Source organism: Nonomuraea recticatena (assembly GCF_039533245.1).
Lineage (GTDB): Bacteria > Actinomycetota > Actinomycetes > Streptosporangiales > Streptosporangiaceae > Nonomuraea > Nonomuraea roseola.
Window position 1 is genome coordinate 40,102 of record NZ_BAAATE010000044.1, and the last position, 26,914, is coordinate 67,015.

The following is a 26,914-nucleotide window of genomic DNA, read 5'->3' on the forward strand; positions in this document are numbered from 1 at the left end:
GTTCGGCGAGGATCTCCTTTGACCACCTGCTCGGCCACCCGCAGCCGGTCCAGGTCGTCTTCGGCCTCGGCTGGCCGGGTGCACAGATGATCGGCGCGTTCAACTGGGCAGCAGCCGCAGCGCGGCGAAGACGTTCATGACGGCGAGCAGGCCAGGCGAAGGAGCACGGCCGATCACCCTGCCGCATGCGCCTCCCTCTCCTGACGGCAGGAGCTCTCGCACGCCACGCGAAGCTTCATATGGCCATGACGTGGGCGGATGAAGTTATCGGCAGGCACAGTCTCCACCGCGAACCGGCGCTGGAACGAACCACGGATACGCAGCTCAGCCGCCGCGTACAGGGCAACCTGGATCTCGAAGCCGATCAGCCGGTCGGTGACCAGGTCGTTGACGTAATCCTCCCGGGACACGCGCCCGAGACACCGGTGGGACGTGAGGCGCCGACCGGGTTCCGGCCCTACGCCGTCCGATCACTGTCCGTCCTGGTAGACCATGGGACCCGACTCCTTGAACGCCGCACGCGAGGCGTCCTTGAGCCACTTCGTCGCGCTGGAGTCTCTGGTGAGGTTCGTGTAGACGGCCAGGGTACGGATCACATATCGGCCGGTCTGCCCGGTCCACGAGTACAACTGCACATTCCACCAGTTCGAGGTGAAGCAGATGCCGGTCGATCCCGGCCCAGTCTGGGGGCACCGGATCCCCCAGTCCTGCACGTAGACGTTCTTGAGCCTCGAGTACGCGGCGCCGGCCCTGCCGGAGTCCTTCAGCGGAACGACCCAGACGGTCACCATGATGCGCCCGTTCGGAGCGCCCGAGCTGATATAGGCACCCACCGCCATGTCGTCGCAGCGTGCCTTGCGGAGGGCGGACTTGACTCTGGCGTCGGGCCACGGGCTCGGGCAGTCCTCCACCCCGAACGCCTTGCGGCTGAAACGCACCCCCTTGGCGCTCGTGAAGGACTGCGGAAGCAGGGCGTCGGCCGTGATCGGGGTCGGGTCGGTGCTCTCCTTGTTGAGGTCCGCGGGGTTGAACGACTCCTCGGTCGGCTCCTCCGAAGCTGTCTGAGAAGGCGTCTGCGAAGGTGTGTCGGAAGGGCTCGGTCCGGGGGAGTAGGTGGAGACGGGCTGGGAGGTGGAGGACTGATCGCCCGACAGCGCTCCTCGGACCGCGTTCTTGACTACGGCCCGCACGCCCACCACGGCCAACACCAGGGCAACTGCTCCAGCGCCGACGGCGAGGCCGATCTTCTTCGACCGGCCGCCGCCGCTGGGTGGAGGCGGGGGAGGGACGCCCCATCCAGGCTGCCCAGGCGGCTGCGCCCAGCCGGCAGGCCCGTTCGCCTGCGTCGACAGGTGCGGCCGGAGAGTGAGTTGCTCGGCCTCCGACATGCCCATCGTGGCGTGCGCCGTGGGCCACCGCGCGAGTGGGGCGGGAGCCTCGTCGCCGGTCAGGCGGCGCAGCAGGGCGGCGGCGCTCGGCCGGGCCGCGGGGTCCTTCGCCAGACAGGCCGCCAGCGCCGGGCGCAGTTCCTGCGGCACAGCCGACAGGTCGGGTTCACGAGTCAGGATGGCGTGCATGATCACCGGAAAGGTGTCTCCACTGAAGACCTGCTGCCCGGTGGCCGCGTAGATCATGGAGGTCGCCCAGCTGAACAGGTCGGCCGCCGGGGTGATCGGCGTCCCGCCGAACTGCTCCGGCGCCATGTAGACGGGGGTGCCCACCACGCTGTGCGTAGCCGTCTGGGCGGTCACCCTGGCAATCCCGAAATCGATCACCACGGGCCCCTCGGGCCCCATGATCACGTTGTGCGGCTTGAAGTCACGGTGGACTATCCCGGCCCGGTGGATGGCCGCCAGCGCGGTGAGCGTGGTCACCGCGAGCCGCTCCAGCCCACTGCCCGAACGCGGACCCTCGGTCCTGACCAGCAGGTCGAGCGAAGGGCCTGGGATGTGTTCACTGACGATGTACGGTCGGCCGCCCACCAGGCCCGTGTCCAGCACGCGCGCCGTGCAGAAAGGAGCAACCTGGCGGGCCGCCTCGGCTTCGCGCAGGAACCGGCGGCGCGCGTTCTCATCCGTCGCGGCTCCAGCGTGTAACACCTTGACCGCGACCTGTTCGTTGGACGGCCCCTGGCCCAGGTAAACCGTTCCCTGACCACCCCGCCCCAGTACACCAGCGAGCCGATAGGGGCCGATCTGACGTAAATCTTCCGGCGTGAGCGATTGCACAAGATCTTACCTTAGCGTTTGCTGGCAAGATCTCCTTAATGTCACACATTGGGTCAAGTCACTGCGAAGCCTTTGTGGCCGTTGGCAGCGATCTCGGCGGACCTGACGCGGTAAGGGCCGACGCCTCCGACGGCCTGATGCGGTGCTCGCCGACCGCGGCTACGACCACGATAAGTACCGCCGCCTAGATGAATGAGTTCAGGGGTCTGGTCACGTTAGTGGTCGTAGGCGATCAGGGATCGTTTGATCGGCTGGCTGGTCTTGTCGTTGTGCCAGGTCACGGTAGTCAGCGCGAGGATCCTGGACGGCACCGGATGATGACTCCGGCTGGGGTCCGGCCTCTGTGGCGTTCCAGGTCGAGCTGCCCCTTGAAGGTCTGGTTGATCGATTCGATGGTCTGACGCAGCGGTGCAAACAGCCGCGCCGGGGCCGGAGCTGTCCGGCCGGGGTTGACGCCGAGCACGGTTCCGCTGTTGGGAGCAGGTGAGGGCTGCACAAGCAGTTCCAGCCGCTGCGGCCAGGGACGATCGCGAAAGGTCTGCTGATTGAAAGCGAGCGCGTACTGGGTGGCGATTTCGGGCGTGACACCGTTTCTCCCACCGGTAGACCTTCTCCGCCCGCCGCATCATCGACCCCCTGTCGCTGATCCCGCTCCTGACAGGGCGCGACGCCGTCCTGTCGGCGCTGGGGCCGCGCGGACGTACCGCGCGACCTCGGTCTGCATGAGCGCCGTGGAGGGCCTCATCGAGGCGATGGCAGGGGCGGGCGTACGCTGGATCGTCGCCATCAGCGCCCAGCCGGTGCTGCGCGGCGGGGCGGGGGAGCCGTGGTGGCACCGCCCGGCCGCTGCTGCGGACGATCTACCGCCACGTCTACCGTGACCTGGAACGCATGGAGCGAACCCTCGCGGCCGGCGACACCGACTGGACAGTCCTTCGGCCGCCCTACCTCACCAACGACCCGCCCGCCGGTCGCTACCGCACCGCCATGGACGCCAACGTTGCCGGCTGGAGCCTGGCACGGGGCGATCTTGCCCGCGCCATGCTCGACGTCCTGGACCGCCCAGCCACCATCCGCCGGGTCGTGGGCGTCGGGCGGCACTAAGGAAACGCTCCGTATCGGCCTGCCGTCGTAGAAGCCGTCACCAGGTGCACGCGATCGCCTTGCGCCTGGTCAGTAACCCCATCCCCGCCGGCCCGATCTGACGGAACGGGTCCGTTGTCTGGTGCCGCCGCACCTGTCACCTGCGCCTCCGCGATCGCGTGTACCTGTGACAGCAGTCCTGACGACACCCCGATTCGCCGTGGAGGTACGGCGGCGCTTGTGGGGGAGCGGCGGTCGGCGGGGAGATCGGCGACGACGTGCCGGCCGTCAGGCCGCTGATCGCGACAGCTGGGGCGTGTCGGTCGAACGTGTGCAGGAGGGCGTCGAGGCGGGCCGCGTACACCGTGTGCCGCAGGTGGGCCGCGACCCGGAGGTGGCCGTCCGGGCCGCGGGTTTCAGCTGGTTACCTGGTCAGGACCATCAGCGTGAAGAAACCCGTGTACTCGCAGTAGTAAGAAAGGTACGTCCCGTTCCGTCGTAGTTCCGCGCCCTTCGCCTTGCACTTCGCCTCGGTGGAGTAGTCGCCGTACTTGATCCAGGTGGACGCGACCGAGGTGCTCGACGCGGTGGAGCCGGTGGCCGCGGCGGCGGGGGTCGCCAGTGCGGTTCCTGCCACTGCCAGGGTGAGCGCCGCGAATGACGTCGCAGCCAGTCTGGTGAGCTTGGTGGACATGAGGCATCCCTTCAGGGTGGGGGATAGGGCCGTTCCCGGCGCGGCGGCGCACCGCCTTCGCCATCACCATGATCATAATCGCCCGAGGTCCAAAGATCACTCATATCAGTATTTATCCGTAATGTCGGCAGTTAGTGCTGTTCGGGGCCTGAACGGAGGGTCACTAGGAGCGGGAACGGCCTGTCCTGACGCCGCCGTGCCGGTCACGAACCCGATGAGTGAGTGCTCGTTCGTCCTGCCGGACAGCGCGGCCCAGCGCCCGCGACCGACTCCGACCGGCACTCCGCCGGGTCCCGCCGGCCATCCAGAGGCTCTGCGGCGGCACCTTGACGAAGGCGCTGCCCGAGTCCTGGCCGGATGCTGATCCCCGGCGGGCGTCCGGTGCCGCCGGCCGTCCCTGACGGCGAAGCCGGGCGTCGGCCTGCCGTCTCGTCGCACCGGCGAGCCCACCGAGCCGGCACGTGCACGGATGAGGGACCGGGGGCGCCGCCGCTCAACGCCTCGTCAGGCCGACCGGTACGGCCGGTTGGCCTGCCCGGTGCTCCATCGCCTGGAGCCGCCCCGACCTGCGGAAGCGGGTCAACCGGTAAAAAGACCGCTTCGTTGTGTGCATTCGTACGCACTCCTTGGGCGGGAATCGCGATGTACTCCACGTCGTGACAGGGGGCCCATAACTCAGAGGAGTAGAAGTGAAGCTCAACCTCGGGCGCAGGACCGGTCTACGCGCGTTGGCGACGGGGGCACTGCTCGCCATCCCGCTCGCGACCGTCGGCGCCACACCCGCCATGGCCGCCACCAATGTGGTGGCGATCAGCGGGAAGCTCTCAGTGAACTCGAGCAACATCGGCGACGAGATCAACATCAGCGTGGAGGGAGGGTTCCTGGTGGTCAGGAACTTCAAGGACACCCTCCTCGCCGGCAGCTTCACCTGCACGAATCTCGACGCCAACACCGTCCGCTGCAACAGCGCGGGGATCACCAACATCCTCGTCAACACGCAGGGCGGAGCCGACACGGTGCGCAACAACACCACGCTGCCGTTGAGGGGCTTCCTCGGTCCCGGCGGCGACGTCTTCTCCGGCGGCTCGGCCCGCGACTTCGTCTCCGGGGACGGCGACAACGACATCATCGACGGCAACGGAGGCAGTGACATCCTTCTCGGCAACGACGGCGGTTTCGACCAGGTCTTCGGCGGAGCCGGGACCGATCTCTGCGACGCGGAGGCGGAGACCTCCTGCGAGGTCGACGCCTGACCCATCCCACCAAGGGCCATCCCGCCACGGCGGGATGGCCCTTCCGCTGTCTGGACCCTCGGCGAAGCGGCGACGATGGCACGTTTTGCGGATTCTCGGCGAAACGGTGATGCCGGGGGGACGCCTCGGCGGTGCCGTCCGTTGCAAGCGGGGAGCAGGCGCACGCCGCGCCACCCGAGCGACGGCGCCGGCATGGGACAAGCGCCGCATCGCTTGAGTCTCCGGCCACGGGCCGTCGCCCTGCTCCGACGGTGACGGGTCCGGTGGAGGCCAGACAGATCCATGCCGTCTATGAGCAACAGTGCGGGGTAACCAAGAAGCACGGTTGCCAGACCGAGGGCATGATGACGAACTGCCATGAGCGACAACCTCATGCGCGCCGCGCTCGACGAGCTTGGCGCTGCGCTTGCGAAGGTGGACGACGGGCTGATCGACGCGGCCTGCCGGATGATCGCTGACGCGAGAAGGATCGGGGTCTACGGCTGCGGCAGGGAGGCGCTGCAGATCAAAGGGTTCGCGATGCGCCTGTTCCACCTCGGCCTGCCGGTAGGGGTGGTCGGCGACGTGACCATGCCGGCGCTGGGACACGGCGATGTCCTCCTCGTCACCTCCGGTCCCGGCGAGACATCCACGGTGCTGGCGCTGATGCGGACGGCGAGAGCGGCGGGTACGACGAACCTTCTGCTCACGGCTGAGCCTGAGAGCGGCGCGGCACGGCTGGCCGACTTCGTGCTCGTGATCCCGGCGCAGACCATGGCCAGCGATCAGGGCGAAGGGCAGGTCTCCGTCCTGCCGATGGGTTCGGTCTACGAGGGCGCGCTGTTCGTGCTGTTCGAGGTGATGGTGTTGAAGCTCAGGACGCTGACCGGCGCGACGGGCGAGGCGATGCGCGCCAGACACACCAACATGGAGTGAGCAGGCCGTTGTCCATGTATCACGGCTACGGCGTCGTCCGCGCCAGGGGGACAGGCGACCGAGCAGACGGCTCAGCGTGAGCCGGCCAGCTTATGATTCATCAACCCGCGGCGGTCGCGGGGCGAACACGGACCAGCTGACGTTCATGGAGGAGACCATCGACCGATGGGACGGCGAGATGGTCGAGCGGCTCTTCGGCCTGGGCCGGTCCGGTGAGAGCCCGGCCGAGGTGGCGCGCGCCGCGTTCGCCGGCCGGCGCGGCCATGGGCGTGATCTGGATCGTCGACGGCCGGTACCGCACCGAGCGCGCCGTCGTCGCCGCCTGGACCCCGCGGATGGATCCAGGGGTCGCCAAGCTTCAGGAGTATCGATGAACGAGTCGCGGATCACCGGCTATCTGGACAGGCTCGGCGTGGCTCGGCCCGCGGTGCCGGACGCGCAGAGCCTGCGGGCCCTGCAACTCGCGCATCTGAAGGCCGTGCCGTTCGAGAATCTGAGCATCCATCTCGGCGAGCCGATCTCGCTCGAATCCGAGGCGCTCTTCGACAAGATCGTCGAGCGCCGCCGCGGTGGCTTCTGCTACGAGTTGAACGGGTTGTTCGCCGAGTTGCTGACCGCCCTCGGCTACCGGGTGACGCTGCTGGCCGCACGGGTCTTCAAGGGCAGCCGACCGGGCCCGCTGTTCGACCATCTGGCGCTGCGCGTCGATCTCGACGAGCCGTGGCTGGTCGACGTCGGCTTCGGGGATTTCGCCGACGCGCCGCTGCGCCTCGACGAGCGCGCGGAGCAGAAGGACGACGCCGGTGTGTCTCAGATCGGGCCCGCTCCCAGTGGCCACGGGGACCTCGACGTCGTGCACAACGGCGACCCGGCTTACCGGCTGACCGCCCGGCCGTACGAGCTGGAGGACTTCGTCCCGATGTGTTGGTGGCAGGCGACCTCTCCGGAGTCGCACTTCACCAGATCGCCGGTCTGCTCGATGCGCACCGACGAGGGCCGGATCACGATCAGCGGCAGCAAGCTGATCCACACCGCCTCAGGCGAGCGCACCGAACGCGTCCTGCGGGAAGGCGACCTCCTTCCCGCCTACGCCGACCACTTCGCGATCACGCTCGACCGCCTTCCCTCCATGGGAAGATGAACGTCGTTGGTTCAGGTCCTGGCCGGAGCTCGTTTGCGGGCACGGCCCAGCAACGTGTCGAGCGCCCACACCCGTGGGCCCAGCACCGCGATCAGCAGGAACGACCAGGAGTAGACGGCGGCCAGCTCCCCCTCGTTCTGCAGCGGCCACAGGGCTTGCGGCTGGTGGACGACGAAGTACGCGTAGGCCATCTCACCCGAGCAGATCAACGCCGCGATTCGAGTGGCGAGGCCGAGAAGGACGAGGCCTCCTCCGACAAACTCGATGATGCCCGCGTACCACTGTGGCCAGACGCCGACGGGGACCGCCTCGCCGCCGAGCACGCCGAACAGCTTGGCTGCGCCGTGGCAGGCGAAGAGCAGTCCGACGACGATGCGGAATATCGACAGGACGTACGGCCTGGCCGTCTCCAGAGAGTTCATGATGGCTCCTCTTCAGGTGGCCCTGCCCGTCCGCCGAGAAGTGCTCTGGCAGTCCAAAGGACATTTGCCGGGTATTTGACTGACCCGCGAAAACAAGGCGGGGGCACTCTCGACTCGACCGCGTGCGCAACGTGGCGGGAGCGCCTCTTCGAACTCGAACGCGCGGGCAACGTGGCGACCACGCGGGCGGACGACATCGAGCCGCGGCTCTCACGGGCCTCGGCTCCCGGGGCCCGACGGTGCCACCGTGTCGGGACAACCGGCCCCCGGCGCCGGGAACGGGTTCCAGCCGGCGCGGCAGCAGGGTGACGAGACGGGCCTGTGGGGGAACGTGGACCTTCAGGACTGGAGGTGCGCTCTCGCTCCACGCGGCGGATTTCGTCGGCTGCGTGATGCGCGGGCCGTCATCCCCTGGGAGGGGACCCGATCAAGGACGGGAGCGTGTCGGCGAAATCGGTCACGGCGGCGATGAACTCGCGAGGTTCGTCGTCGTGGATGACATGCCTGGCGTCGATCCGGCGGTAAACGGTCTGAGGGACGAGCTCACGTACCCTGCAGGCGTCGTCATCATCCATGGCGCCGACGAGTCCGTACCTCTCGTACCTGTTCCAGTTGGCGTGCAACAGCAGGACGGGGACGGTCGTCGCCCGTAGGACGGCCTCGTGAGAGAAGTCGCCGTAGAAACGGCCGTCGACGAACGCCCTGGCGAAGTCGGGGTCGAACATCGACGCCGCCCGGATCGGCTCGCTCAGCGACCGTGGCAGCCACCGAACGCCGAGACCGGCCGGGCGGCCGGGGTGCTGCCGTCGGTGACGGGTCACCAGGTGGTCGAGGAAGTCGATGAAGCGATCCGGAATCCGGACGGTCCTGGTCTCGGAGACGGGGATCTCCTGGCGAAGGATGTCGGCCACACGCTGATGATCGAGGTCACCGAGCACCTGTACGGCGTGAGCGAGGCTGCTGTGGACCCAGCGGTCCCGGTCACGGAAGCGCGGCAGCTCGGCCGAGAAGATCGGCGGGTCCTCCAGGACGATCGCTGCGACCTGCTCCGGGACACGGGCGGCACACCACAGGGCGAGGATGCCGCCGGAGGAGTTCCCGCTGACGATCGCGGGTCTCCCGACGACCTGCCGCAGGAAGTGCGCCACGTCCGTGCCCGCGGAGTCCCATGAGTAGTCCCCTGGCGTCCAGGAGGAGTTCCCGTGCCCTCGGACATCGACGGCGTACACCGTGAACCGCCGCGCGAGCTTCGGCATGACCAGGCGGTAACTGCTCCACAAGCTCATCTGGCCGGGGACGAGGAGGAGGGGCACACCCACTTCGGGGCCGCGGACGTAGCTGATGAGCACGCCGTCGAGCTCGGCGAACTCCTGGCGGAAGCCGGCTCTGACCAGCTCGGACGGCAACGGTTCTCGCTGCCCCTCGAAGGGGTTGCGGTAACCGGTCACCGGTCCTTCTCCTTGCCGGGATCGGCGGACGCCTCCTCCTGCACGGCGAGGACACCTGTCGCGAAGTTCCGGAACCTCTCGTTGTCGACCAGCGCGATGCCCTGCTTGCGGTCCACGAGCACGAGCAGGGTGTCGCCCGGTTGGAGGCCGAGCAGGTCGCGCGCATCCTTCGGGATGACGATCTGCCCCTTCTCGCCGATCTTCACGGTGCCCACGATGTAACGGCCGTCCGGCCCCTCGATCATCTTCCCTGCCATGCGCCCACCCCTCCCAGTGTCCTGAGCGCGACTTTACCTACTTTTCCTACTTTTCGCACCCGACCTCAGCGGCCCTCGTTCGATGGAGTTCGCGACCAGGGGTCTCAGCTCGGGGAGGCCGGCACAACTCGTCGAAGAGGTCGGCGACGCTTCAAACGCATCCCCAACCACCGCGACACTGACTGGATCTCCGACGACGCGGCGGTGCCCCGCCACCCGGAATGTAACGTTCGGTCAGGGATGGGTAGCTTTACCCCGTGGGATCCGCAACCCTCGTCCCCCAGACGCGCACGATGGAGCTTTCCGCCGACGACGCGTGGACGACCCTCAAGCAGTACGGCATGCGCCGCCTCGCCCATGACTCGTTCGTGCGTTTCCGCTACGGCGACGGCATGAGCCATTCGCGTGCCCTGGCCTTCCAGCTGTGCCTGTCGATCATCCCCGGCACGATCGCGCTGGTCGGCCTCGCCTCCTTGGCCCATCAGGAGCACCTCGGCCAGGTGCTGCAGCAGGCGCTGAGCAACCTGGCCCCGGGCGAGGGCGGGGCCGCGGTGCTCGAGATCCTCAACCAGGGTGCGCGCACCCGCGACGCGGTGGCGCTCTGGCTCGGCCTCGGCACCGCGCTGGCCTCGCTGACCAGCACGATGGCCCAGGTCGAGCGGGGCGCCAACCGCATCTACGGAATGGAGCGCGACCGGCCCTTCCACCGCAAGTACGGCAGGGCGATCATCCTGGCGCTGACCGCCGGAGCACTCATGGTGGCCGGGTTCGTCGCCATGGTCGGCGGCGCGGCCATCGGCGACGCGCTGGCGAGCGTGTACCAGTGGGGCCCTGGCCTGCGCGGCGCCTTCGACCTGACGCGCTGGCCCGTCGGCTTCCTGCTTGCCCTCGCCTCGACCTCGGTGCTCTTCCGCGCCGCGCCCAGGCGCAGGCAGCCCGGCCACACCTGGCTGGCGTTCGGGGCGCTGGTGACGCTGGCGTTGTGGATGACCTTCACGATGGGCCTGGCCCTCTACACCGGCACGAGCGGCACCTTCGGCAGCACGTACGGCCCGCTGACCGCGGTCATGGCGCTGCTGCTGTGGGCGTTCCTCAGCTCGATCGCCCTGTTCCTCGGTCTGGCCTTCGCCGCCCAGTTGGAGAGCTGTCGGGCCGGTTGCGTGGAACCCGCACTGCCCGACAAGGGCCCGACTGCCCAGGAGGAGCGCGAACCGCTGGTCGGCGCGGTCGGCTCCGCCGCCATCGCCGCCGGCCGCCGCCTCATCCGGCTGACCCATCGCGGCGGTCCACCACTCCCACGCGACGGCGAGCCCGGCCGTCCGGAAGCCTGAGCGTTCGGCAACCCCGGGCGCACCGCGTCCTGGAGGAGTCGGTCGACCCCTCCACGCGTACTGCCGCGACCGGCGGGTGGGTGCCCGCCGAGCGGCAAAGGTGCCGTCTCAGCCAGCTGACTGCGTGGACCAATCCGAACTGTGTACGACTGTCAGGATGTTGCCTGTCTTTGGGGCGGCGATAACGTGCTGAATCTAGCTCGCGCGGCGCAGGTTCGAGTCGTCGAGAGTCTCTGGGCTGTCCATAGGTGACTCGACGCGACAACTGGGTTCTTGGGCGACGGGTTTGCTCTGGACGCGAACTCGGGTTTTGCCGCAAATGTCGCAACGCTGTGTGACCACCAACCCGATCGCCTCGAACGTCGTCCATGAATGTCTGAAGTGAAGACCTGCCAAAGCCCCTCATTTCGGTCGGGGCCAAAAGGTATCAAACGGCGGAAGGCGCGGCACGATCGACGCCGCAAGTAAGTCTTTCGGGTGTTCACGACAGCAGGAGTCGCCGGACGCCTCTCTGGCGATGCGCGCCTCGGGCTCAGTCACGGAGCGTTACCTGCCCGATAATGCGGGGCAGCCGCAAATAGCGTGGCCATTCTCTTCTGGGGCGGGCCACACCGGAGGCGGGCGGCACAGAGCCTCCGGAATAATCCGTTGCCTGCCGGTGCTCGTATCCGGCACTATGACGCTCATGTTCCGCCACGCTCACCTGACGACGCCCGCAGCCGCGGGCGCGTTCGAGCGTGCCTTCGACGGCCTGGAGCGCTGACCTCTTCCCGTAAGTCCTGATGTGACCCGGCGGGGGGAGGTTGACCGACCCGCACACGGGTCACACCACATCTCAGGCGTCAAGGGAAGGAACCATGGCCAAGCAGGCCTATGTGCGCAACAAGCCGCACCTCAACATCGGCACGATGGGCCACGTCGACCACGGCAAGACCACGCTGACCGCCGCGATCACCAAGGTGCTCGCCGCGCGGGGCGGGGCGACGTACACGCCGTTCGAGAGGATCGACCGCACGCCCGAGGAGGCGCAGCGGGGCATCACGATCAACATCTCGCACGTCGAGTACGAGACGGACACCCGTCACTACGCGCACGTCGACATGCCCGGTCACGCCGACTACGTGAAGAACATGATCACGGGGGCGGCGCAGCTCGACGGGGCGATCCTGGTCGTCTCCGCGCAGGACGGCATCATGCCGCAGACCCGTGAGCACGTGCTGCTCGCCAAGCGGGTCGGGGTCGAGCACCTGGTCGTCGCGCTGAACAAGGCCGACGGCGCCGACCCCGAGCTGGCCGACCTGGTCGAGCTGGAGCTGGGCGAGCTGCTGGCCGAGCACGGCTACCACGACGTGCCCATGGTCCGGGTCTCCGGGCTGCGCGCGCTCGAGGGTGACCCCGAGTGGACGGCCTCCATCGAGGCGCTGCTCCGGGCCGTCGACGAGCACATTCCGGTGCCGGTCCGCTACGTCGACGCCCCGTTCCTGCTCCCGGTGGAGAACGTGCTCACCGTCACAGGGCGCGGCACGGTCGTCACCGGAGCGATCGAGCGCGGCGTCGTCAAGCTGGGCGACACCGTCGAGGTGGTCGGGTTCGGCGAGACGTTCACCGCGGTGGTGACCGGGGTGGAGACGTTCGGCCGGACCATGGAGAGGGGCGAGGCCGGGGACAACGCCGCGGTGCTCCTGCGCGGGGTACGGCGCGAGCAGGTACGCCGCGGCATGGTCCTGACCACGCCCGGCTCGCAGACCGCCCACCGGCGGCTCACGGCCAGGATCTACCTGCTCACGGAGGCCGAGGGCGGGCGGCGCAAGCCGATCGCCGACGGCTACCGGCCACAGTTCTACCTCCGCACGACCGACGTGCCAGGCCAGATCGTCATCGACGCGCCGGCCGAGCCGGGAGACACGGTCGAGGCGGTGGTGGAGCTGGGCAAGGCGGTGGCCCTGGAGCCCGGGCTGGGCTTCGCGATCCGCGAAGGCGGCTTGACGGTCGGCGCCGGCACGGTCCTGGCCGTCCAGGACTAGCCAGGCCCGCTCCGGGCCGCGACGGCCGGACCCCTTCGGGGGTCCGGCTGTTTCGCACGGCGAAGGTGATCCCGACCGCAGGGCGGCCCACCAGCGGAGCGGCCGGATGGAGGCGGTGCCGGCCGCGCCGCGACCAGAAGACCGTGATCGTTCTCGGGCGGAGGCCGGAGCCGGGCCCTGTTGACCGTTCCGGGGGGCTTCGCTCCTCCTCGTCGGCGCGCACAACGAAGCGGTCCTGCTTTTGTACGGACGGCCGAAGATGACCCATGATCACTGGCCTACCGTTCGACCATGTCCCGCCTCTCGCTGACCGACCTGTACCGCATCGCCGTACCGGGAGATCCACAGCTGCGTCCCGACGGCGCGGCCGTCGCCTACACGGTGACCACCGCGGACAAGGACTCCGACGAGAACCGGTCGGAGATCTGGCTGGCCGCGCCCGGCGCCGAGCCCCGCCGTCTCACCAGCGGCCCTCACGACCTGGCGCCACGCTGGTCGCCCGACGGCCGCACGCTCGCGTTCCTGCGCCCCGTGGACGGCAGGCCGCAGCTGCACCTGCTGCCCATGGACGGCGGCGAGCCGCGAGCGCTCACCGGCGCCGCGGCGGGCCCCGCGGTCTGGTCGCCGGACGGCAGCCGCCTGGCCTTCACCGCCCCCCACGGCGAGCCCGACCCGAACGCGCCGGTCGTCGCCGACACCCTGGAGTACAAGGCCGACGGACCGGGGCTGCTGCGCGGCCTGCGCGCCCACGTCTTCGTCGTCGAGGTCGCCACGGGGCAGCGCGCCCAGCTCACCGACGGCGACTTCCACGCGGGCCCGCCGTCCTGGTCGCCCGACGGGCAGCAGCTGGCCTTCGTCACCAGCATGGAGGAGGACAGGGACCTCACCCCCGCGGGCGCGGTCTACGTCGTCGGGCTGGAGGGAGCAGCACCCAAGCGGCTGACCGAGCAGGACGTCATCTGCGCGGACGTCTGGTGGCTCGGCGAGCGCCTGGTGGTCGCGGGCTTCAAGGGCGATCCCACCGGCCACACCAGGCTGTTCACCCTCGAGGCCGGCGGCCTGGCCGAGGTCGAGACGGGCCTGGACCGCAACGTCATGCTCGGCCACTCCGGCTACCCCGGCGCCCCGCCCGTCCTGCTCGGCGAGGAGCTGCTGTTCTGCGCCCGCGACGGCGGTCTCACCCACCTGTACGGCGCGCCGGGCCGGACGAAGGTCGGAGGCGAGCACAGCGTCAGCGGCGTCAGCGTCGCCGGCGCCCGCCTCGCCTACGTGGCCGCCACCCCCTCCAGCCCCGGCGACATCTATCTCGACGGCGAGCGGCTCACCGACCACACGCTGCCGGACCTCGAGCTCTTCCCGCTGGAGCGGCGTCTGTTCACCGCCCCCGACGGCACGCCCGTCGAGGGCTTCCTGCTGCGCGACCCCGAGCGGACGGGCGCGGGCCCGCTCCTGCTCGACGTGCACGGCGGCCCGCACAACGCGTGGTCGCCGGTCTTCGACGGCGTCCACCTCTACCACCAGGTGCTCGCCGCCCGTGGCTGGAGCGTGCTCACCCTCAACCCGCGCGGCAGCGACGGCTACGGCGAGGCCTTCTACACCGCCGCGGTCGGCGCATGGGGCCTGGCCGACGCCCACGACCTCCTCGCTCCGATCGACGCGCTCGTGGCCGAGGGGATCGCCGACCCCGACCGTCTCGCCGTGACCGGCTACAGCTACGGCGGCTACATGGCCTGCTGGCTGTCGGCCACCGACGGCAGGTTCAAGGCGGTCGTTCCCGGCGGCTGCGTCAGCGACCTGACCAGCGTGTCGGGCACCTCGGACGCGGGCTACTTCATGAAGATGTTCGAATGCTGCGGCGACCTCGCCGCGCAGTCGCCGCTCACCCACGTCGCCGCCGTGACCGCCCCCACCCTCCTCCTGCACGGCGAGCGCGACGACCGCTGCCCCGTCGGGCAGGCCGAGCAGTGGTTCTCCGCGCTCCGCGAGCGCGGCGTGCCCGCCCGCCTGGTCAGGTACCCGGGCGCGAGCCACCTGTTCATCATCGACGGCCGTCCGTCCCACCGTCTCGACTACAACGAAAGGATCGTCGCGTGGCTGGAGCAATGGGTGATCGGCTCGGAGAGCTGATCAGCGAATACGACGTCCCTGGCGCCGCACTGGCATACCTCCATCAGGGCGAGCTGCACGAGAGCGCCGCCGGCGTGCTCAACACGCGCACCGGCGCGAAGGCGAGCCCCGACTCTCTGTTCCAGATCGGCTCGGTCACCAAGGTCTGGACCGCCACCCAGATCATGCTGCTGGCCGAGCAGGGCCTGCTCACCCTCGACACGCCCGTCGCCGAGCTCCTGCCCGAGTTCAGGGTCGCCGACCCCGAGGTCACCAGGACGGTCACCGTCCGGCACCTGCTGACCCACACCTCGGGCATCGACGGCGACCTGTTCCTCGACACCGGACGTGGCGACGACTGCGTCGAGCGTTACGTCGAGGCCTGCGCCGAGCTGGCGCAGAACCACCCGCTGGGCGTCACGCAGTCCTACTGCAACTCCGGCTTCATCATCGCGGGACGCCTGGTCGAACGGCTGACAGGAAAGGTGTGGGACCAGGCGCTGCGTGAGCAGATCATCGAACCGCTCGGCCTCACCCATACCTGGACCCTGCCGGAGGACGTGCTGCGCTTCGGCGCGGCCGTCGGCCACGTCGACGGCGAGCCGGTCCCCGCCTGGGGCCTGATGCGCTCCTGCGGCCCGGCCGGCCTGATCAACGCCCGCCCCGCCGACGTGGTCGCCTTCGCCCGCGCCCACCTCGAGGGCGGCCTGCTCAAGGATCCGAGGGCCATGTGGGAGCCGCAGGTCGAGCTCCCCAACCCGCACACCCTCGGCAGGCACTGGGGCCTCGGCTGGATCCTCGACGAGTGGCACGGCCACCGCGTCGTCTCCCACGGCGGCAACACCATCGGTCAGTCCGCGATGCTGTGGATGCTGCCCGACACCGGCACGATCGCGTGCGCCGTGGTCAACGGCGGCCACAGCGCCGCCTTCATGCATGCCCTGTCCACCGAGCTGTTCCGCGACCTCGACGGCGTGGCCGTGCCGCCGGTGCTGGGACCGCCCGAGCAGCCCGTGGAGGTGGACGAGAGCCGCTTCGCCGGCGTGTACGAGCGGGTCGGCGCGCGGATCACGGTCGCCGAGCGCGACGGCGGCCTCTCGCTGAGCATGGAGTCGACCGGCGCCCTGAAGGTCCTGGACGAGCCGGTCACCTTCGACCTGACCGCCGTGGACGAGGTCACCTTCGTCGGCCGCATGCCGGGAGACCCGCAATGGCTGTCGGCGGTCTTCTACGAGCTGGCCGACGGCTCACCGTACGTCCACCTGGGCGCCAGGGCCACCCCCAAGATCTCCTGAGGAGCGCGACATGGACCTGCAGAAGCGTCTCGACGAGGCCGCCCGCCGCCACGACGTGCCGGGAGCCGCCGTCGCGGTGTGGACCGGCACCGAGCTCGTCGAGGCCGCCACCGGCGTGCTCAACAGGAACACGGGCGTGGAGACCACCACCGACAGCCTGTTCCAGGTCGGCTCCACGACCAAGATCTGGACCTCCGCCCTGGTGATGCGCCTGGTCGAGGAGGGGCTGGTCGACCTCGACACGCCGGTGCGCACGTACCTGCCCGAGTTCGCCGTGGCCGACCCCGAGGTGAGCGAGACGGTGACGGTCAGGCACCTGCTCACCCACACCAGCGGCATCGTCGGCGACCTGTTCGAGGACACCGGCCGCGGCGACGACAGCCTCGACCGCTACATCGCGTTCCTGCACGGCGCGGGCCAGGCGCACGCTCCAGGAGAGCTGTTCTCCTACTGCAACTCCGGCTTCGTCGTGCTCGGCGCCCTGGCGGCCAGGTTCGGCGGCGGCACCTGGGAGCAGGCCATGCGCGAGCGGCTGCTGGACCCGCTCGGCGTCACGCACGTGGGCCTGCTGCCGGAGGAGGCGATCCTGTTCCGCGCCTCGGCGGGGCACGTCGGGCCTGACAACGCGGTGAACCCCCACTGGCAGATGCCGCGCTCCAACGCTCCCGCGGGATCGACGATGTGCCTGGCCCCGCGCGAGCTGGTCCGCTTCGGCCGGATGTTCCTCAACGGAGGCGACGGCGTGCTCAAGGCCGAGACCATCGCCGCGATGACCACCCCTCAGGTGGACGTGCCAGGCGTCCGCGGTCTGATGGCCGACCGGTGGGGGCTCGGCTTCGAGCTGTTCGACTGGGGCGCGCCCGTCATCGGCCACGACGGCGGCACGATCGGGCAGAGCACGTTCTGGCGCATCATCCCGGGCAGCGACGTCACGATCGCGATGAGCGGCAACGGCGGCGGCTTCCTCGGGCTGATCAGCGACCTGGCCCTGCCCATCATCCGCGAGCTGACCGGGCTGCCCGTCCCCGCCCTGCCCGTCCCGCCCGAGCGGCCCGAGGAGGTCGACGCGGCGCCGTACACCGGCACCTACAGCGCACCGTCCGCCGTCCTGGAGGTGACGGCGGCCGACGGCGGCCTCGACGTCACCACCATCCCCGGCGAGTTCATGGTCAAGGCGGGCGCCCAGCGGGCGACCGAGAGGTACGTGCACCTGTCGGGCCAGACGTTCATCAAGGCGGAGGCCGAAGGAGGAGGTCACATGACGATCACCTTCGTGCTCAGGGACGGCAGGGCCGCCTACCTGCACAACGGCAGGGCGGTGCCACGTGCGTGAGCTGTTCGAGGCCGCGGGCGTGGAGGGCTTCCTGCACGCCCGCGAGGTCGACGGAGCGAAGGAGGTGTGCCACGGGGCCGACGACCCCGTGGTGCTCGCCTCCGTCTTCAAGATCCCGATCGTCCTGGAGTACGCCCGCCAGGCCGCCGACGGCCTGCTCTCCAGGACCGAGCGGCTGCCGCTCACCATGGAGCACCGCGACGGCGGCATCGGCACCTCCGGCTGCGCCGACGAGATCGAGCTGTCGCTGCGCGACCTGGCGCACTTCATGATGTCGATGAGCGACAACGCCGCCACCGACGCGCTGCTGGAGAGGGTGGGGCTGGAGCGCGTCAACGCCACCCTCGCCGAGCTCGGGCTGAAGAACACGCGCCTGGTCGGCGACTGCCGCGTGCTGCTCGGCTCCGTGCTCACCGAGCTGGGCGCCGGCACGTTGGAGGAGCTGGAGCAGGCCGATCCCGAGAGGATGCGCACGCTGTCGGTGCTCGACCCGGTCAGGACCTCGGCCTCCACCCCGCGTGAGACCACCACCCTGCTGACGAAGATCTGGCGCGACGAGGCGGGACCCGCCGAGGCGTGCGCCGAGGTCAGGCAGATCATGGGCAGGCAGATCTGGCCGCACAGGCTGTCGTCGGGCTTCGGCGACGAGGTGCGGGTGTCGGGCAAGACCGGCACGATCTTCGGCATCCGCAACGAGGCGGGCGTCGTGGAGTACCCCGACGGCGGCCGCTACGCCGTCGCGGTCTACCTCAGGCCGCGCTCGCTCGGCTACCGCCTGCCCGCCGCGGACGCCGTGATCGGCGCGGCGGCCCGCAGGGCGGTCGACGAGCTGCGCGGCTGATGTCGGGTTTCGTCCATTATCGTGAGGAGATGACGACCCGGCCGAGGGCCAGTCTGCGTCGCATCCTCGACGACCTGGGCAGCACCGTGCTCGATGTGGCCGCCTCCCCCGGCGGTCTCGACACCGAGGTCACGGGTGTGCACATCTACGACCCCCTCGACGAGCTGATGCTGCCCTCTGGCGGCATCCTGCTCGGCGTGGGGGTCGAGGGCGCCGAGCACATCTGCGACCTGCTCGAGGCCGCGAAGGCGGGCTCGGGCCTCGTGGTCAAGCAGCCCGTGGCGGTGGACGAGCGGGTACGCGCCAAGGTGCTGGAGACCGGGGTCGCCCTCCTCGGCCTCACCCGCGCCGCCTCCTGGTCGCAGGTGGCGGCGCTGCTGCGCTCACTGCTGGCCGAGGGCGACCTCACCGAGGCGGGACAGAGCCCGCCCGACGACCTGTTCTCGCTGGCGAACGCGCTGTGCGCGCTGCTGGACGCGCCCATCACCATCGAGGACCGCTCCTCCCGGGTGCTGGCCTTCTCCGGCCGCCAGGACGAGGCCGACCCCGGCAGGATCGCGACCGTGCTGGGCAGGCAGGTGCCCGAGAGCTACCAGCGGATGCTCGACGAGCAGGGCTGGTTCCGCAAGATCTACCAGAACCCCGGTCCCGTCTACATCCCCCTGACCGAGAGCCTGCCCCGCGTGGCCATCGCGGTCAGGTCGGGCGACGAGATCCTCGGCTCCATCTGGGCGGCGGTGCGCGAGCCGCTCAGCAAGCAGCGCGAGTGGGCGCTGATCGACGCCGCCAAGATCGTCGCGCTGCACCTGTTGCGCCAGCGCGTGGGCGCGGACACCCGCAGACGGCTCCAGGCCGACCTGCTGTCCACCGTCCTGGAGGGCGGCAAGGACGCGGCCGAGGCGGCGGGCAGGCTCGGCGTCGCCAGCGAGCGGCTGTGCGTCCTGGCCGCCCAGCTGGCCGACGACCAGATCGACGCGGCCCAGTCCGAGTCGAGCAGGCAGCGCTTCTGCGACGCCCTGGCCCTGCACGTCGGCGCCATCCACCCGAAGGCGGCGGCCGCGCTCGTCGGCTCGGTCGCCTACGCCGTCCTGCCGATGCACGCCAGCGGGGAGGAGGAGACCCGCGCGGTGCGGGTGGCGCAGAGCTTCCTGTCCAGGGTCGGCCCCCGCCACAACGCCAACATCGGTGTGGGCAGGCTTGCCGCCGACCTGGGCGAGGTCGCCAGGTCAAGGGCCGACGCCGACAGGTCGCTGCGCGTGCTGCGCTCCAGGGGGGTCTCGGGCCAGGTGGCAGGGTACAGCGACGTCCACTTCGAGGCGCTGCTGCTGCGCCTCGGCGACCTCGCGGCCGCGGAGGAGCAGACCCCGACGGGCCCCTACCAGCGCCTGCTGCGCTACGACGCCGAGCACGGCACCGAACTGGCCGCCACGCTCGGCGCCTACCTCGACAGCTTCGGCGACGTCAACGCCGCGGCGGCCGCCGTCCACGTGCACTCCAACACCTTCAGGTACCGCCTGCGCAGGCTGACCGAGATCAGCGGCCTCGACCTGGCCGATCCCGAGGCCAGGCTGGCGGCCATGCTCATGATGCGGATCTTCGGACGGCGGCACTAGCCCGGCGGTTCCTTTCGTCGCGGCGCACGAAGAATCGCGCAGGGGCAAAGGGGAGGGTGGGGCCACCCCACAGCCCCGGAGTCCGAATGAACACATCGAAGTCGGTGGCCGTCCTCGTCACGGCGGCCGCGCTCACCGCCTCCTGCGGCGGCCAGGCCACTCCCGTCGGCGGCGTCGTAGCCGGCGCCACCTTCACCAGCACCCTCACCGCGGACCCAGGGGTGCTCGACCCCGCCACCGCCATCCTGTCGGTGACCAACACCGTGCTGAGCTACGCCTACGACAGCCTCGTCGCCGCCAGGCCCGACGGCAGCCTCGTGCCCGCGCTGGCCGAGAAATGGGACGTCCAACCAGACTCCGTGACCTTCACCCTCCGCAAGAACGTCACCTGCGCCGACGGCACGCCCGTCACCCCCTCGATCGTCGCGGCCAACTTCAACCACATCGCCGACCCCGCGAGCAAGTCGCCGCTCAGGGGCGTGCTGATTCCCGCCGACCTCACCGCCAAGGGCGACGACGCCGCCGGCACGGTCACGCTGGCCACCCCCAAGCCGTTCTCCTTCATCCTGGAGAGCGCCAAGGACATCTACATCGTCTGCGGCAAGGGACTCAAGGACCGCTCGCTGCTGGCCAGGCAGACCTCGGGCTCGGGCCTGTTCCAGCTCACCGAGGCCGTCTCGGGCGACCACTACACCTTCGCCCTGCGCCAGGACTACGCCTGGGGACCGCAGGGCGTCACGGGCAAGACGCCGGGGGTGCCTGCCAAGGTGGTGCTCAAGGTCATCCCGAACGAGCAGACGGCGGTCAACCTGCTGGCCTCGGGAGGGGTGAACGCCACCGTCGTGACGGGCTCGGACCGGCAGCGCGTGGAGGCCGACCCCTCGATCACCAAGCTGGTCGTCGCCCTGGGCAACGGCCAGTTCTTCTACCACCAGGGCGACGACAGGCCCGCCAAGGACCCCGCCGTCCGCAAGGCGCTCACCCAGGCCCTCAACCTGCAGCAGCTGGCGGGCATCGCGAGCGGCGGCACAGGACGCAAGGCCACGAGCCTGGTCATGGAGCCGAGGCCGTGCAAGGGCGACAGTGTGACCGGCCACGTCCCGGCCCATGACCCCCAGGCGGCCTCCGCCGCCCTGGAGGCCGCCGGCTGGAAGCCGGGCCCCGACGGGATCAGGCAGAAGGACGGCAAGCGCCTCACCCTGCGCTACCTGTTCGTCACGACCAAGGGGCCGACCTTCATGGCCGCGGCCGAGTTCATGGCCGCCGAGTGGAAGAAGGCCGGCGTGGAGGTGAAGCTCAACGGCGTCATCGACACCAAGCTCGCCGAGTCGCTCAACGCCACCCAGGACTGGGACGTGGTCTGGCTGCCGATCGGCGTGCCGCTGCCCTCCCAGCTCATCGGCTTCCTGAGCGGCCCCGCCGCGCCCGAAGGCGCCAACTTCGCGCACCTGGACAACCCCCGCTACAACGAGCTGGTCGCCAAGGCGGGCAGCAAGCCGGCGCCGGCCAGCTGCGCCGACTGGGAGGCGGCGGAGTCGGCCCTGTTCGAGGCGGCCGACCTGGTGCCGGTGGTGGAGAACACCGCGGTCGTCGCGGTGAAGGGCGCCACCGTCCAGACCGTCTCCTACCTCCTCATCCCGAGCTCGATCCGTATGACGAAGGCGAGCTGACCTTGTTCGTGCTGCGCCGCCTGCTCAGGTTCGCGGCGGGGCTGGCCGCCCTGATGGTCGCCACGTTCGCGATGATCCACCTCATCCCTGGCGACCCGGTCAGGGCGGCCCTCGGCCCCCAGGCCCCACCGGACCTGATCGCCGCCCGCAGGGCCGCCCTCGGCCTGGACGACTCGCTGGTCCAGCAGTTCCTCGACTACGTCGGGGGCGTGTTCGCCGGCGACTTCGGCACCTCCTTCCTCAGCGGGGAGCCGGTCGGCCAGATCGTGATCGACCGGCTGCCCAACACGCTGTCGCTGGCCGTCCTCGCGACCCTGGTGTCGCTGCTGGTGGGGGTGCCGCTCGGGCTGTGGGCCGCGATCCGCACGGAGAACGGCCGTAACAGGGGCACCGAGGTGGGCTTCACCACCGGCACGGGCGCCGCGGTCGCGGTCCCCGAGTTCCTCTACTCGATCGCGCTGGTCGTCACCTTCGCCGTCGTGCTCGGCTGGCTGCCCCCCGCGGGCAAGGCCGGAGCGCTGTCGTACGTGCTGCCCGTGGCCGCGCTGTCCATCGGGCCCGCCGCGCTCATCGCCCGCCTCGTCAGGGCGGAGACGGCCCGCGAGCTGGGCAAGGACTACGTCCGCCTGGCCAGGGCCAAGCGGCTGCCCGCCGCGCGGGTGCACCTCCGGCACGTGCTGCCCAACGCGCTCACCGCCACGCTGACCACGGGAGGGCTGCTGCTCGGCGGCCTCATCGCGGGCAGCGTGCTGGTCGAGTCCGTCTTCGCGTGGCCGGGACTCGGCATGCGGATGACCGAGGCGATCACGCAGAAGGACTTCCCCGTCGCGCAGGGCGTGATCCTCGTCTACGGGGCGATCGTGCTCGTCGTGAACACCGCCGTGGACCTGGCGCTGGCCGTGCTCGATCCCAAGTCGACCATCAAGGAGAGCTGATGCGGACCCCCTCAGGTCTGGCAGGGGCGGCCATCGTCGCGCTCATGCTCGTGCTGGCCGTCGCAGGGCCGCCGATCTGGGGCGACAGGGCCGAGCTGATCGACCCCGTCGCCGCGTTGCAGGGCGTCTCGGCCGCGCACCCGCTGGGCACCGACAACCTCGGCCGCGACATCCTGGCCAGGGTGCTCGTGGCGGCCAGGCTCTCCCTGCTGCTGGCCGCGCTGGCCACCGCCATCGGCGCGACGATCGGCGTGGTGCTCGGCACCCTCCCCTCCGTCCTGCCGCGCAGACTCGGACGGCTCGTGAGCTCCACGGTCAGCGCGCTGGTGGCCTTTCCCGGGCTGCTGCTGGCCATGTTCACCGCCGTCGTCGCGGGGCTCGGCGCGCGTGGCGCGGTGCTCGGCATCGGCGTCGCGCTCGCCCCCGCGTTCGCCAGGCTCACCCAGACGCTGGCCGCCTCCATCGCGGGCTCCGACTTCGTGGCCGCCGCCCGCATGCTGGGCGTCTCGAAGACGACGATCGTGCGCAGGCACGTGCTGCCGAACATCGCCGAACCCCTCATTCTCAACCTGACCGTCATGATCGGGGCCAGCCTGGTCGGCCTGGCGGGCATGTCCTTCCTCGGCCTCGGCGTGCAGGCGCCGGGCTACGACTGGGGACGGCTGCTGTTCGACGGGTTCGCGCGCATCTACGTCAACCCGATGGTCGCGCTCGGGCCGGCGTTCATGGTGGTGCTGGCGGGGCTCGGCTTCAACCTCATGGGCGAGGCGCTGGCCAAGAGCGCCACCCGCTCCACCGTCCCGAAGGGCGCCGCGCCCGCCGCGCCTGCGCCGGAGGCGGGGGAGGCCGACCCCGAGGCCGTGCTGGAGGTCAGGAACCTCACCGTCACCTTCCCCGGCGGCGTCACACCGGTGCGCGAGGTGTCCCTCACCGTGGGGCCTGGCGAGATCGTCGGCCTGGTCGGCGAGTCGGGCAGCGGCAAGAGCCTGACGGCCTACGCCGTCGGCGGCCTCGTGCCCTACCCTGGCGTGGTCGGCGGCGGCCCCGTGCTGCTCGACGGGCAGGACGTCCACGCGCTGCCGGCCAACGAGCGCAGGAAGCTGCTCGGCACCTCGCTGGCCATGGTCTTCCAGGACCCGATGGCCTCGCTCAACCCCGCACTCAAGGTCGGCGGCCAGCTGGCCGAGGTGGCCACCGTCCACCAGGGCGCGACCAGAGCCGAGGCCTGGCAAAGGGCCGTCGACAGGCTCGGCCACGTGCGCATCTCCGAACCGGCCCGCAGGGCCGGGCAGCACCCGCACCAGCTGTCGGGCGGGATGCGGCAGCGCGCGGTCATCGCGATGGGACTCATGGGCGTGCCCAGGCTCATCATCGCCGACGAGCCGACCACCGGCCTCGACGTCACCGTCCAGCGGGAGATCCTGCGCCTGCTGCGCGAGGTCACCGAGGAGAGCGCGGCGGCGACGCTGTTCATCTCGCACGACATGGCCGTGGTCGGGTCGCTGTGCGACAGGGTGGTGGTCATGTACGCGGGACGCGTGGTGGAGGAGCTGCCCGCCGACAGGCTCGTCTCGGGCGCCGCCCATCCCTACACCCGCGCGCTGGTCGCCTCGGTGCCCGACATGTCGGCCGACAGGTCGCTCCCGCTGGCCAGCATCCCCGGCCGTCAGCCCGGCCCGGCGGAGGTGGGGGAGGGGTGCGCGTTCGCCGAGCGCTGCGCCCTGTCCACCGACCGCTGTACGGCCACGCGCCCGCCACTGGAAGAGCACGGCAAGGCGCACCGTGTCGCCTGCTGGGAGGCATCATGATCATCAAAGGGCTGACCGTCAGGTTCGGCGCGTTCACCGCCGTGGACGACGTCACGCTGGAGGTCCCCGAGGGCCGCATCGTCGGCCTGGTCGGCGAGTCGGGGTCGGGCAAGTCCACCCTGGCGCGAGCGGTGAGCGGGCTGGTGCCGTACACGGGGGAGATCGTCGACGGCGACGGCGTGCAGATGGTCTTCCAGGACCCCTACGCCTCGCTGAACCCCAGGATGACCGTCGGCGCCTCGGTGGCCGAAGGGCTGCGCCGTCCCACGCCCGCGGACGTCGAGCGGCTGCTCGGCCTCGTGTCACTGCCCCCGCAGCTGGCCGCCCGCTATCCGCGCGAGCTGTCGGGCGGCATGCGGCAGCGCGTGGCGATCGCCAGGGCGCTGGGCGCCTCGCCGAGACTGCTGGTGGCCGACGAGATCACCTCGGCCCTCGACGTGTCCGTGCAGGGCGCGGTGCTCAACCTCGTGCGCGGCCTCAGGGCCGAGCTGGGGCTGTCGATGCTGTTCATCTCGCACAACCTGGCCGTGGTGCGCTACGTCGCCGACGAGATCGCGGTGATGCGGGAGGGCAGGGTGGTCGAGCACGGCCCCACCCGGCAGGTGGTGGAGACACCCGTCCACCCCTACACCCGCGAACTGCTGGCGGCCGTGCCGCGCCTGCCCGCTCCCTGAGCGGGCCGCCCGAGCGCCGTCACTTCGCGGGGTGCCGCGGCGACAGCCACCGCATCCACGAAGGACGGGCCGCGACGGCTGGGCCCGCCATCGGCTCGGAGGCGGGCGGAGTGGGCACGATGACCAGCGTGCAGCGCGCGTGGCGGATGCAGTAGCGGCGGGTGGAGGGCAGCAGCAGCCTGTCCAGCCCGCCCCTGCGCCCCCTGCCCACCACCAGCAGGTCGCCTGGCCTGGCCAGCTCCACCAGCAGCGGCCCCGGCTCGCCGAGCCTGGCGAGCGAGGCCGTGGTGAGGTCGGAGGGTGTCCCGCCCGCCATGTCCTCGAACAGGTCGTGGATGAGCTCGACGCTCCTGGCCTCCTCGAACTGCCTGATCGCGTGCGTGTACGGCAGCGCCTCGGGAAAGGGGTGCACGGGGGCCCGGCTGACATGGACGGCGACCAGCGCCATGCCCCACAGCCGGGCCGCGCCGACCGCCCAGGCCAGCGCCCAGCGGGAGGCGGGAGAGTCGTCCACCCCGACGATCACACGCGGTTCCACGGGTAGCATCGCGTCCTCCTCGAAAGAGGTACGCGTCCATACTGCGCCCCTCAGGGCCGCTCGACCACGTAATAGGACTTCGCGTGGAAACCTGTTACCCGGGCGCCACCATCGAGCAGCCCGCCCAGGACGTCGCGCACCGCGTGCCGCCAGGCCTTCGCCGCGCCCGCGTCCTCCTTGCGCAGCGACTCCACGTCCTCGGGGACCGCCACCAGCAGGACCCGGGCGTCCATGGAGCCCTCGACGGGCCTGCCCGCCTCCTCGCGCAGCGCCACCCGCGCCCCCTCGACGGTGAACGGCGAAGGGGGCGCGCCCAGCCGCCACACGGCCAGCAGCCGATCCGAGTCGTCCCCCTTGTTGACGGCGTCGTCCATCACGCCGTAGAAGCTGGGCAGGTACTTCTCGGGCCTGGCGCCCAGCTTGGTCAGGTTGAAGTGCGCGTTGCGGCGCACCAGCGGGTCGTAGGTCCAGGTGATGCGGTCGAGCCCGCGATCGAGCGCCCACCTGCGCTGGTGCCGCTTGAGCTCCAGCCCGATGCCCCTGCCGGTGAGCGCTCCCGTGATGTGGGAGTGCAGCGCGGCGCCCTCGGCGAAGAAGGCCACCGAGGCGCCGACCATCAGCCCGCCCTCGTAGGCGCCCGCCACGTAGTTGCCCGCGTGCGAGAGCGCCCGCATCATTTCGGGGTTGACCGGCTGGTTGCCTGGCTCGAAGCCCCAGATGCCGGTGAAGAGCCTGAAGGCCTCGGCGAACTCCTCCAGGCTGTGCAGCTCCCTGATCTCGATCACCGCAGGGCCTCGCCGAGGAGTCTGTGCACGTTGCCGCCGAGGATCTTGAGCACGTCCTTGTCGGGGACGCCCCTGCCGAGCAGGGCCTCGGTGACGAGTGGCAGCCCGCGGGGCCCTTCGAGCCCCTGAACGGTGGCGTAGGGGTCGAGCTCGCCGAAGCCGAGATCCTCGCAGCAGGGCGGGGTCAGGTCCTGCAGCACCTCGCGGACGAAGTCCGGGCCCAGGCCCACGTGGTCGACGCCGGCGACGGAGGCGATGTGCTCGATGTGGTCCACGAGCGTGTCGAGGGTGTAGCCGGAGGGGTCGGCTGCCAGGAAGTGCGGGAAGAAGTTCACGCACACGACGCCGCCCGTCGCCGCGACGCCCCTGATCTGCTCGTCGGTGAGGTTGCGGTGGTGGTCGCGCAGGGCTCTGGCCGAGGAGTGGGTGGCGATGACGGGCCTGGTGGCCAGCTCCAGCACGTGGGCGACGCCTGAGGCGCCGAGGTGGGAGACGTCGAACAGGATGCCGAGGCGTTCCA

General features: G+C 70.5%; 25 protein-coding genes and 1 pseudogene. 16 read left to right on the forward strand and 10 right to left on the reverse strand.

From position 1 onward, the window contains the following. Window positions 1-173: 173 nt before the first annotated feature. The 3 genes and pseudogenes from ABFX50_RS45085 to ABFX50_RS51590 form a co-directional block, all read right to left on the reverse strand. Window positions 174-410: a hypothetical protein gene (locus ABFX50_RS45085; RefSeq protein WP_346155963.1), complete on the reverse strand. Its 237-nt coding sequence runs from the start codon at window positions 408-410 to the stop codon at window positions 174-176. 60 nt (window positions 411-470) lie between these two features. Then, a complete protein-coding gene (locus ABFX50_RS45090) occupies window positions 471-2,228 on the reverse strand; it encodes a serine/threonine-protein kinase (RefSeq protein WP_346155965.1) in 1,758 nt (585 codons plus the stop codon). Between the two features lie 215 nt (window positions 2,229-2,443). After that, window positions 2,444-2,658, reverse strand: a pseudogene (locus ABFX50_RS51590) (IS982 family transposase); the annotation flags it as partial. Between the two features lie 292 nt (window positions 2,659-2,950). Here ABFX50_RS51590 and ABFX50_RS45095 point away from each other — a divergent pair. Both ABFX50_RS45095 and ABFX50_RS45100 read left to right on the forward strand, forming a co-directional pair. Continuing rightward, window positions 2,951-3,109: a hypothetical protein gene (locus ABFX50_RS45095; protein ID WP_346155968.1), complete on the forward strand. Its 159-nt coding sequence runs from the start codon at window positions 2,951-2,953 to the stop codon at window positions 3,107-3,109. A 10-nt stretch (window positions 3,110-3,119) separates the two neighbouring features. Continuing rightward, on the forward strand, window positions 3,120-3,332 hold the full coding sequence (locus tag ABFX50_RS45100; RefSeq protein WP_346155970.1) for an NAD(P)H-binding protein: 213 nt from the start codon (window positions 3,120-3,122) through the stop codon (window positions 3,330-3,332). A 403-nt stretch (window positions 3,333-3,735) separates the two neighbouring features. On the opposite strand, the gene ABFX50_RS45105 is transcribed toward ABFX50_RS45100, so the two are convergent. Beyond that, window positions 3,736-4,005 carry a hypothetical protein gene (locus ABFX50_RS45105; protein ID WP_346155971.1) on the reverse strand — a complete coding sequence of 90 codons (270 nt, stop codon included), beginning with the start codon at window positions 4,003-4,005 and terminating at the stop codon, window positions 3,736-3,738. A 689-nt stretch (window positions 4,006-4,694) separates the two neighbouring features. On the opposite strand from ABFX50_RS45105, the gene ABFX50_RS45110 reads away from it, so the two are divergent. From ABFX50_RS45110 to ABFX50_RS45120, 3 genes are all read left to right on the forward strand, one after another. Further along, window positions 4,695-5,258, forward strand: coding sequence for a hypothetical protein (locus tag ABFX50_RS45110; protein ID WP_346155974.1), 564 nt, complete (start codon window positions 4,695-4,697; stop codon window positions 5,256-5,258). A gap of 372 nt (window positions 5,259-5,630) precedes the next feature. After that, window positions 5,631-6,173, forward strand: coding sequence for an SIS domain-containing protein (locus ABFX50_RS45115; RefSeq protein ID WP_346155977.1), 543 nt, complete (start codon window positions 5,631-5,633; stop codon window positions 6,171-6,173). Window positions 6,174-6,543: 370 nt separating this feature from the next. After that, window positions 6,544-7,314, forward strand: coding sequence for an arylamine N-acetyltransferase family protein (locus ABFX50_RS45120; RefSeq protein ID WP_346155979.1), 771 nt, complete (start codon window positions 6,544-6,546; stop codon window positions 7,312-7,314). An 11-nt stretch (window positions 7,315-7,325) separates the two neighbouring features. On the opposite strand, the gene ABFX50_RS45125 is transcribed toward ABFX50_RS45120, so the two are convergent. The 3 genes from ABFX50_RS45125 to ABFX50_RS45135 form a co-directional block, all read right to left on the reverse strand. After that, window positions 7,326-7,736, reverse strand: a complete 411-nt coding sequence (locus ABFX50_RS45125; RefSeq protein ID WP_346155982.1) for a DoxX family protein — start codon at window positions 7,734-7,736, stop codon at window positions 7,326-7,328. 404 nt (window positions 7,737-8,140) lie between these two features. Further along, window positions 8,141-9,184 (reverse strand): alpha/beta fold hydrolase, encoded by a 1,044-nt coding sequence (locus ABFX50_RS45130; RefSeq protein WP_346155985.1) that lies wholly within the window; start codon window positions 9,182-9,184, stop codon window positions 8,141-8,143. Further along, complete coding sequence (locus ABFX50_RS45135) at window positions 9,181-9,441, reverse strand: AbrB/MazE/SpoVT family DNA-binding domain-containing protein (RefSeq protein ID WP_346155987.1); 261 nt, start codon at window positions 9,439-9,441, stop codon at window positions 9,181-9,183. The genes ABFX50_RS45130 and ABFX50_RS45135 overlap by 4 nt, the downstream gene beginning before the upstream one ends. Window positions 9,442-9,698: 257 nt before the next feature. Between ABFX50_RS45135 and ABFX50_RS45140 the strand changes: the two genes are divergently transcribed. The 11 genes from ABFX50_RS45140 (at window position 9,699) to ABFX50_RS45190 (ending at window position 25,071) form a co-directional block, all read left to right on the forward strand. After that, entirely contained in the window at window positions 9,699-10,772 is a 1,074-nt protein-coding gene (locus ABFX50_RS45140) for a YihY/virulence factor BrkB family protein (RefSeq protein ID WP_346155989.1), read from the forward strand. An 857-nt stretch (window positions 10,773-11,629) separates the two neighbouring features. Further along, a complete protein-coding gene (tuf, locus tag ABFX50_RS45145) occupies window positions 11,630-12,796 on the forward strand; it encodes an elongation factor Tu (protein WP_346155991.1) in 1,167 nt (388 codons plus the stop codon). A 291-nt stretch (window positions 12,797-13,087) separates the two neighbouring features. Continuing rightward, window positions 13,088-14,923 carry a S9 family peptidase gene (locus ABFX50_RS45150; protein WP_346155995.1) on the forward strand — a complete coding sequence of 612 codons (1,836 nt, stop codon included), beginning with the start codon at window positions 13,088-13,090 and terminating at the stop codon, window positions 14,921-14,923. Next, complete coding sequence (locus ABFX50_RS45155; protein ID WP_346155997.1) at window positions 14,887-16,197, forward strand: serine hydrolase domain-containing protein; 1,311 nt, start codon at window positions 14,887-14,889, stop codon at window positions 16,195-16,197. The genes ABFX50_RS45150 and ABFX50_RS45155 overlap by 37 nt, the downstream gene beginning before the upstream one ends. Before the next feature lie 10 nt (window positions 16,198-16,207). Then, complete coding sequence (locus tag ABFX50_RS45160; protein WP_346156000.1) at window positions 16,208-17,530, forward strand: serine hydrolase domain-containing protein; 1,323 nt, start codon at window positions 16,208-16,210, stop codon at window positions 17,528-17,530. Further along, window positions 17,523-18,371: a serine hydrolase gene (locus tag ABFX50_RS45165; RefSeq protein WP_346156002.1), complete on the forward strand. Its 849-nt coding sequence runs from the start codon at window positions 17,523-17,525 to the stop codon at window positions 18,369-18,371. The genes ABFX50_RS45160 and ABFX50_RS45165 overlap by 8 nt, the downstream gene beginning before the upstream one ends. Before the next feature lie 29 nt (window positions 18,372-18,400). Continuing rightward, window positions 18,401-19,984: a PucR family transcriptional regulator gene (locus ABFX50_RS45170; RefSeq protein WP_346156005.1), complete on the forward strand. Its 1,584-nt coding sequence runs from the start codon at window positions 18,401-18,403 to the stop codon at window positions 19,982-19,984. An 86-nt stretch (window positions 19,985-20,070) separates the two neighbouring features. After that, window positions 20,071-21,654, forward strand: a complete 1,584-nt coding sequence (locus tag ABFX50_RS45175; RefSeq protein ID WP_346156008.1) for an ABC transporter substrate-binding protein — start codon at window positions 20,071-20,073, stop codon at window positions 21,652-21,654. Window positions 21,655-21,662: 8 nt separating this feature from the next. Next, entirely contained in the window at window positions 21,663-22,589 is a 927-nt protein-coding gene (locus ABFX50_RS45180) for an ABC transporter permease (protein ID WP_346156025.1), read from the forward strand. Next, window positions 22,589-24,397: a dipeptide/oligopeptide/nickel ABC transporter permease/ATP-binding protein gene (locus ABFX50_RS45185; protein ID WP_346156011.1), complete on the forward strand. Its 1,809-nt coding sequence runs from the start codon at window positions 22,589-22,591 to the stop codon at window positions 24,395-24,397. The genes ABFX50_RS45180 and ABFX50_RS45185 overlap by 1 nt, the downstream gene beginning before the upstream one ends. Then, complete coding sequence (locus ABFX50_RS45190) at window positions 24,394-25,071, forward strand: ABC transporter ATP-binding protein (RefSeq protein ID WP_346156013.1); 678 nt, start codon at window positions 24,394-24,396, stop codon at window positions 25,069-25,071. The genes ABFX50_RS45185 and ABFX50_RS45190 overlap by 4 nt, the downstream gene beginning before the upstream one ends. Window positions 25,072-25,090: 19 nt before the next feature. Here the strand turns inward: ABFX50_RS45190 and ABFX50_RS45195 are convergent, their stop codons facing one another. The 3 genes from ABFX50_RS45195 to ABFX50_RS45205 all read right to left on the reverse strand — a co-directional run. After that, window positions 25,091-25,618, reverse strand: a complete 528-nt coding sequence (locus tag ABFX50_RS45195; RefSeq protein WP_346156015.1) for a universal stress protein — start codon at window positions 25,616-25,618, stop codon at window positions 25,091-25,093. Between the two features lie 41 nt (window positions 25,619-25,659). Beyond that, entirely contained in the window at window positions 25,660-26,394 is a 735-nt protein-coding gene (locus tag ABFX50_RS45200) for a GNAT family N-acetyltransferase (RefSeq protein WP_346156017.1), read from the reverse strand. Then, window positions 26,391-26,914 (reverse strand): dipeptidase (locus ABFX50_RS45205; RefSeq protein WP_346156018.1); only part of this gene is annotated, 524 nt, incomplete at its 5' end. The genes ABFX50_RS45205 and ABFX50_RS45200, both read right to left, overlap by 4 nt.

What these genes read in the sequence shown, in the direction of transcription:
- ABFX50_RS45095 (WP_346155968.1), top strand. Translation starts at nt 2,951, where the DNA reads ATGAGCGCCGTGGAGGGCCTCATCGAGGCGATGGCAGGGGCGGGCGTA.
- ABFX50_RS45100 (WP_346155970.1), top strand. Translation starts at nt 3,120, where the DNA reads ATGGAGCGAACCCTCGCGGCCGGCGACACCGACTGGACAGTCCTTCGG.
- ABFX50_RS45105 (WP_346155971.1), bottom strand. Translation starts at nt 4,005, where the DNA reads ATGTCCACCAAGCTCACCAGACTGGCTGCGACGTCATTCGCGGCGCTC.
- ABFX50_RS45115 (WP_346155977.1), top strand. Translation starts at nt 5,631, where the DNA reads ATGCGCGCCGCGCTCGACGAGCTTGGCGCTGCGCTTGCGAAGGTGGAC.
- ABFX50_RS45120 (WP_346155979.1), top strand. Translation starts at nt 6,544, where the DNA reads ATGAACGAGTCGCGGATCACCGGCTATCTGGACAGGCTCGGCGTGGCT.
- ABFX50_RS45125 (WP_346155982.1), bottom strand. Translation starts at nt 7,736, where the DNA reads ATGAACTCTCTGGAGACGGCCAGGCCGTACGTCCTGTCGATATTCCGC.
- ABFX50_RS45135 (WP_346155987.1), bottom strand. Translation starts at nt 9,441, where the DNA reads ATGGCAGGGAAGATGATCGAGGGGCCGGACGGCCGTTACATCGTGGGC.
- tuf (WP_346155991.1), top strand. Translation starts at nt 11,630, where the DNA reads ATGGCCAAGCAGGCCTATGTGCGCAACAAGCCGCACCTCAACATCGGC.
- ABFX50_RS45150 (WP_346155995.1), top strand. Translation starts at nt 13,088, where the DNA reads ATGTCCCGCCTCTCGCTGACCGACCTGTACCGCATCGCCGTACCGGGA.
- ABFX50_RS45160 (WP_346156000.1), top strand. Translation starts at nt 16,208, where the DNA reads ATGGACCTGCAGAAGCGTCTCGACGAGGCCGCCCGCCGCCACGACGTG.
- ABFX50_RS45170 (WP_346156005.1), top strand. Translation starts at nt 18,401, where the DNA reads ATGACGACCCGGCCGAGGGCCAGTCTGCGTCGCATCCTCGACGACCTG.
- ABFX50_RS45175 (WP_346156008.1), top strand. Translation starts at nt 20,071, where the DNA reads ATGAACACATCGAAGTCGGTGGCCGTCCTCGTCACGGCGGCCGCGCTC.
- ABFX50_RS45185 (WP_346156011.1), top strand. Translation starts at nt 22,589, where the DNA reads ATGCGGACCCCCTCAGGTCTGGCAGGGGCGGCCATCGTCGCGCTCATG.
- ABFX50_RS45190 (WP_346156013.1), top strand. Translation starts at nt 24,394, where the DNA reads ATGATCATCAAAGGGCTGACCGTCAGGTTCGGCGCGTTCACCGCCGTG.
- ABFX50_RS45195 (WP_346156015.1), bottom strand. Translation starts at nt 25,618, where the DNA reads ATGCTACCCGTGGAACCGCGTGTGATCGTCGGGGTGGACGACTCTCCC.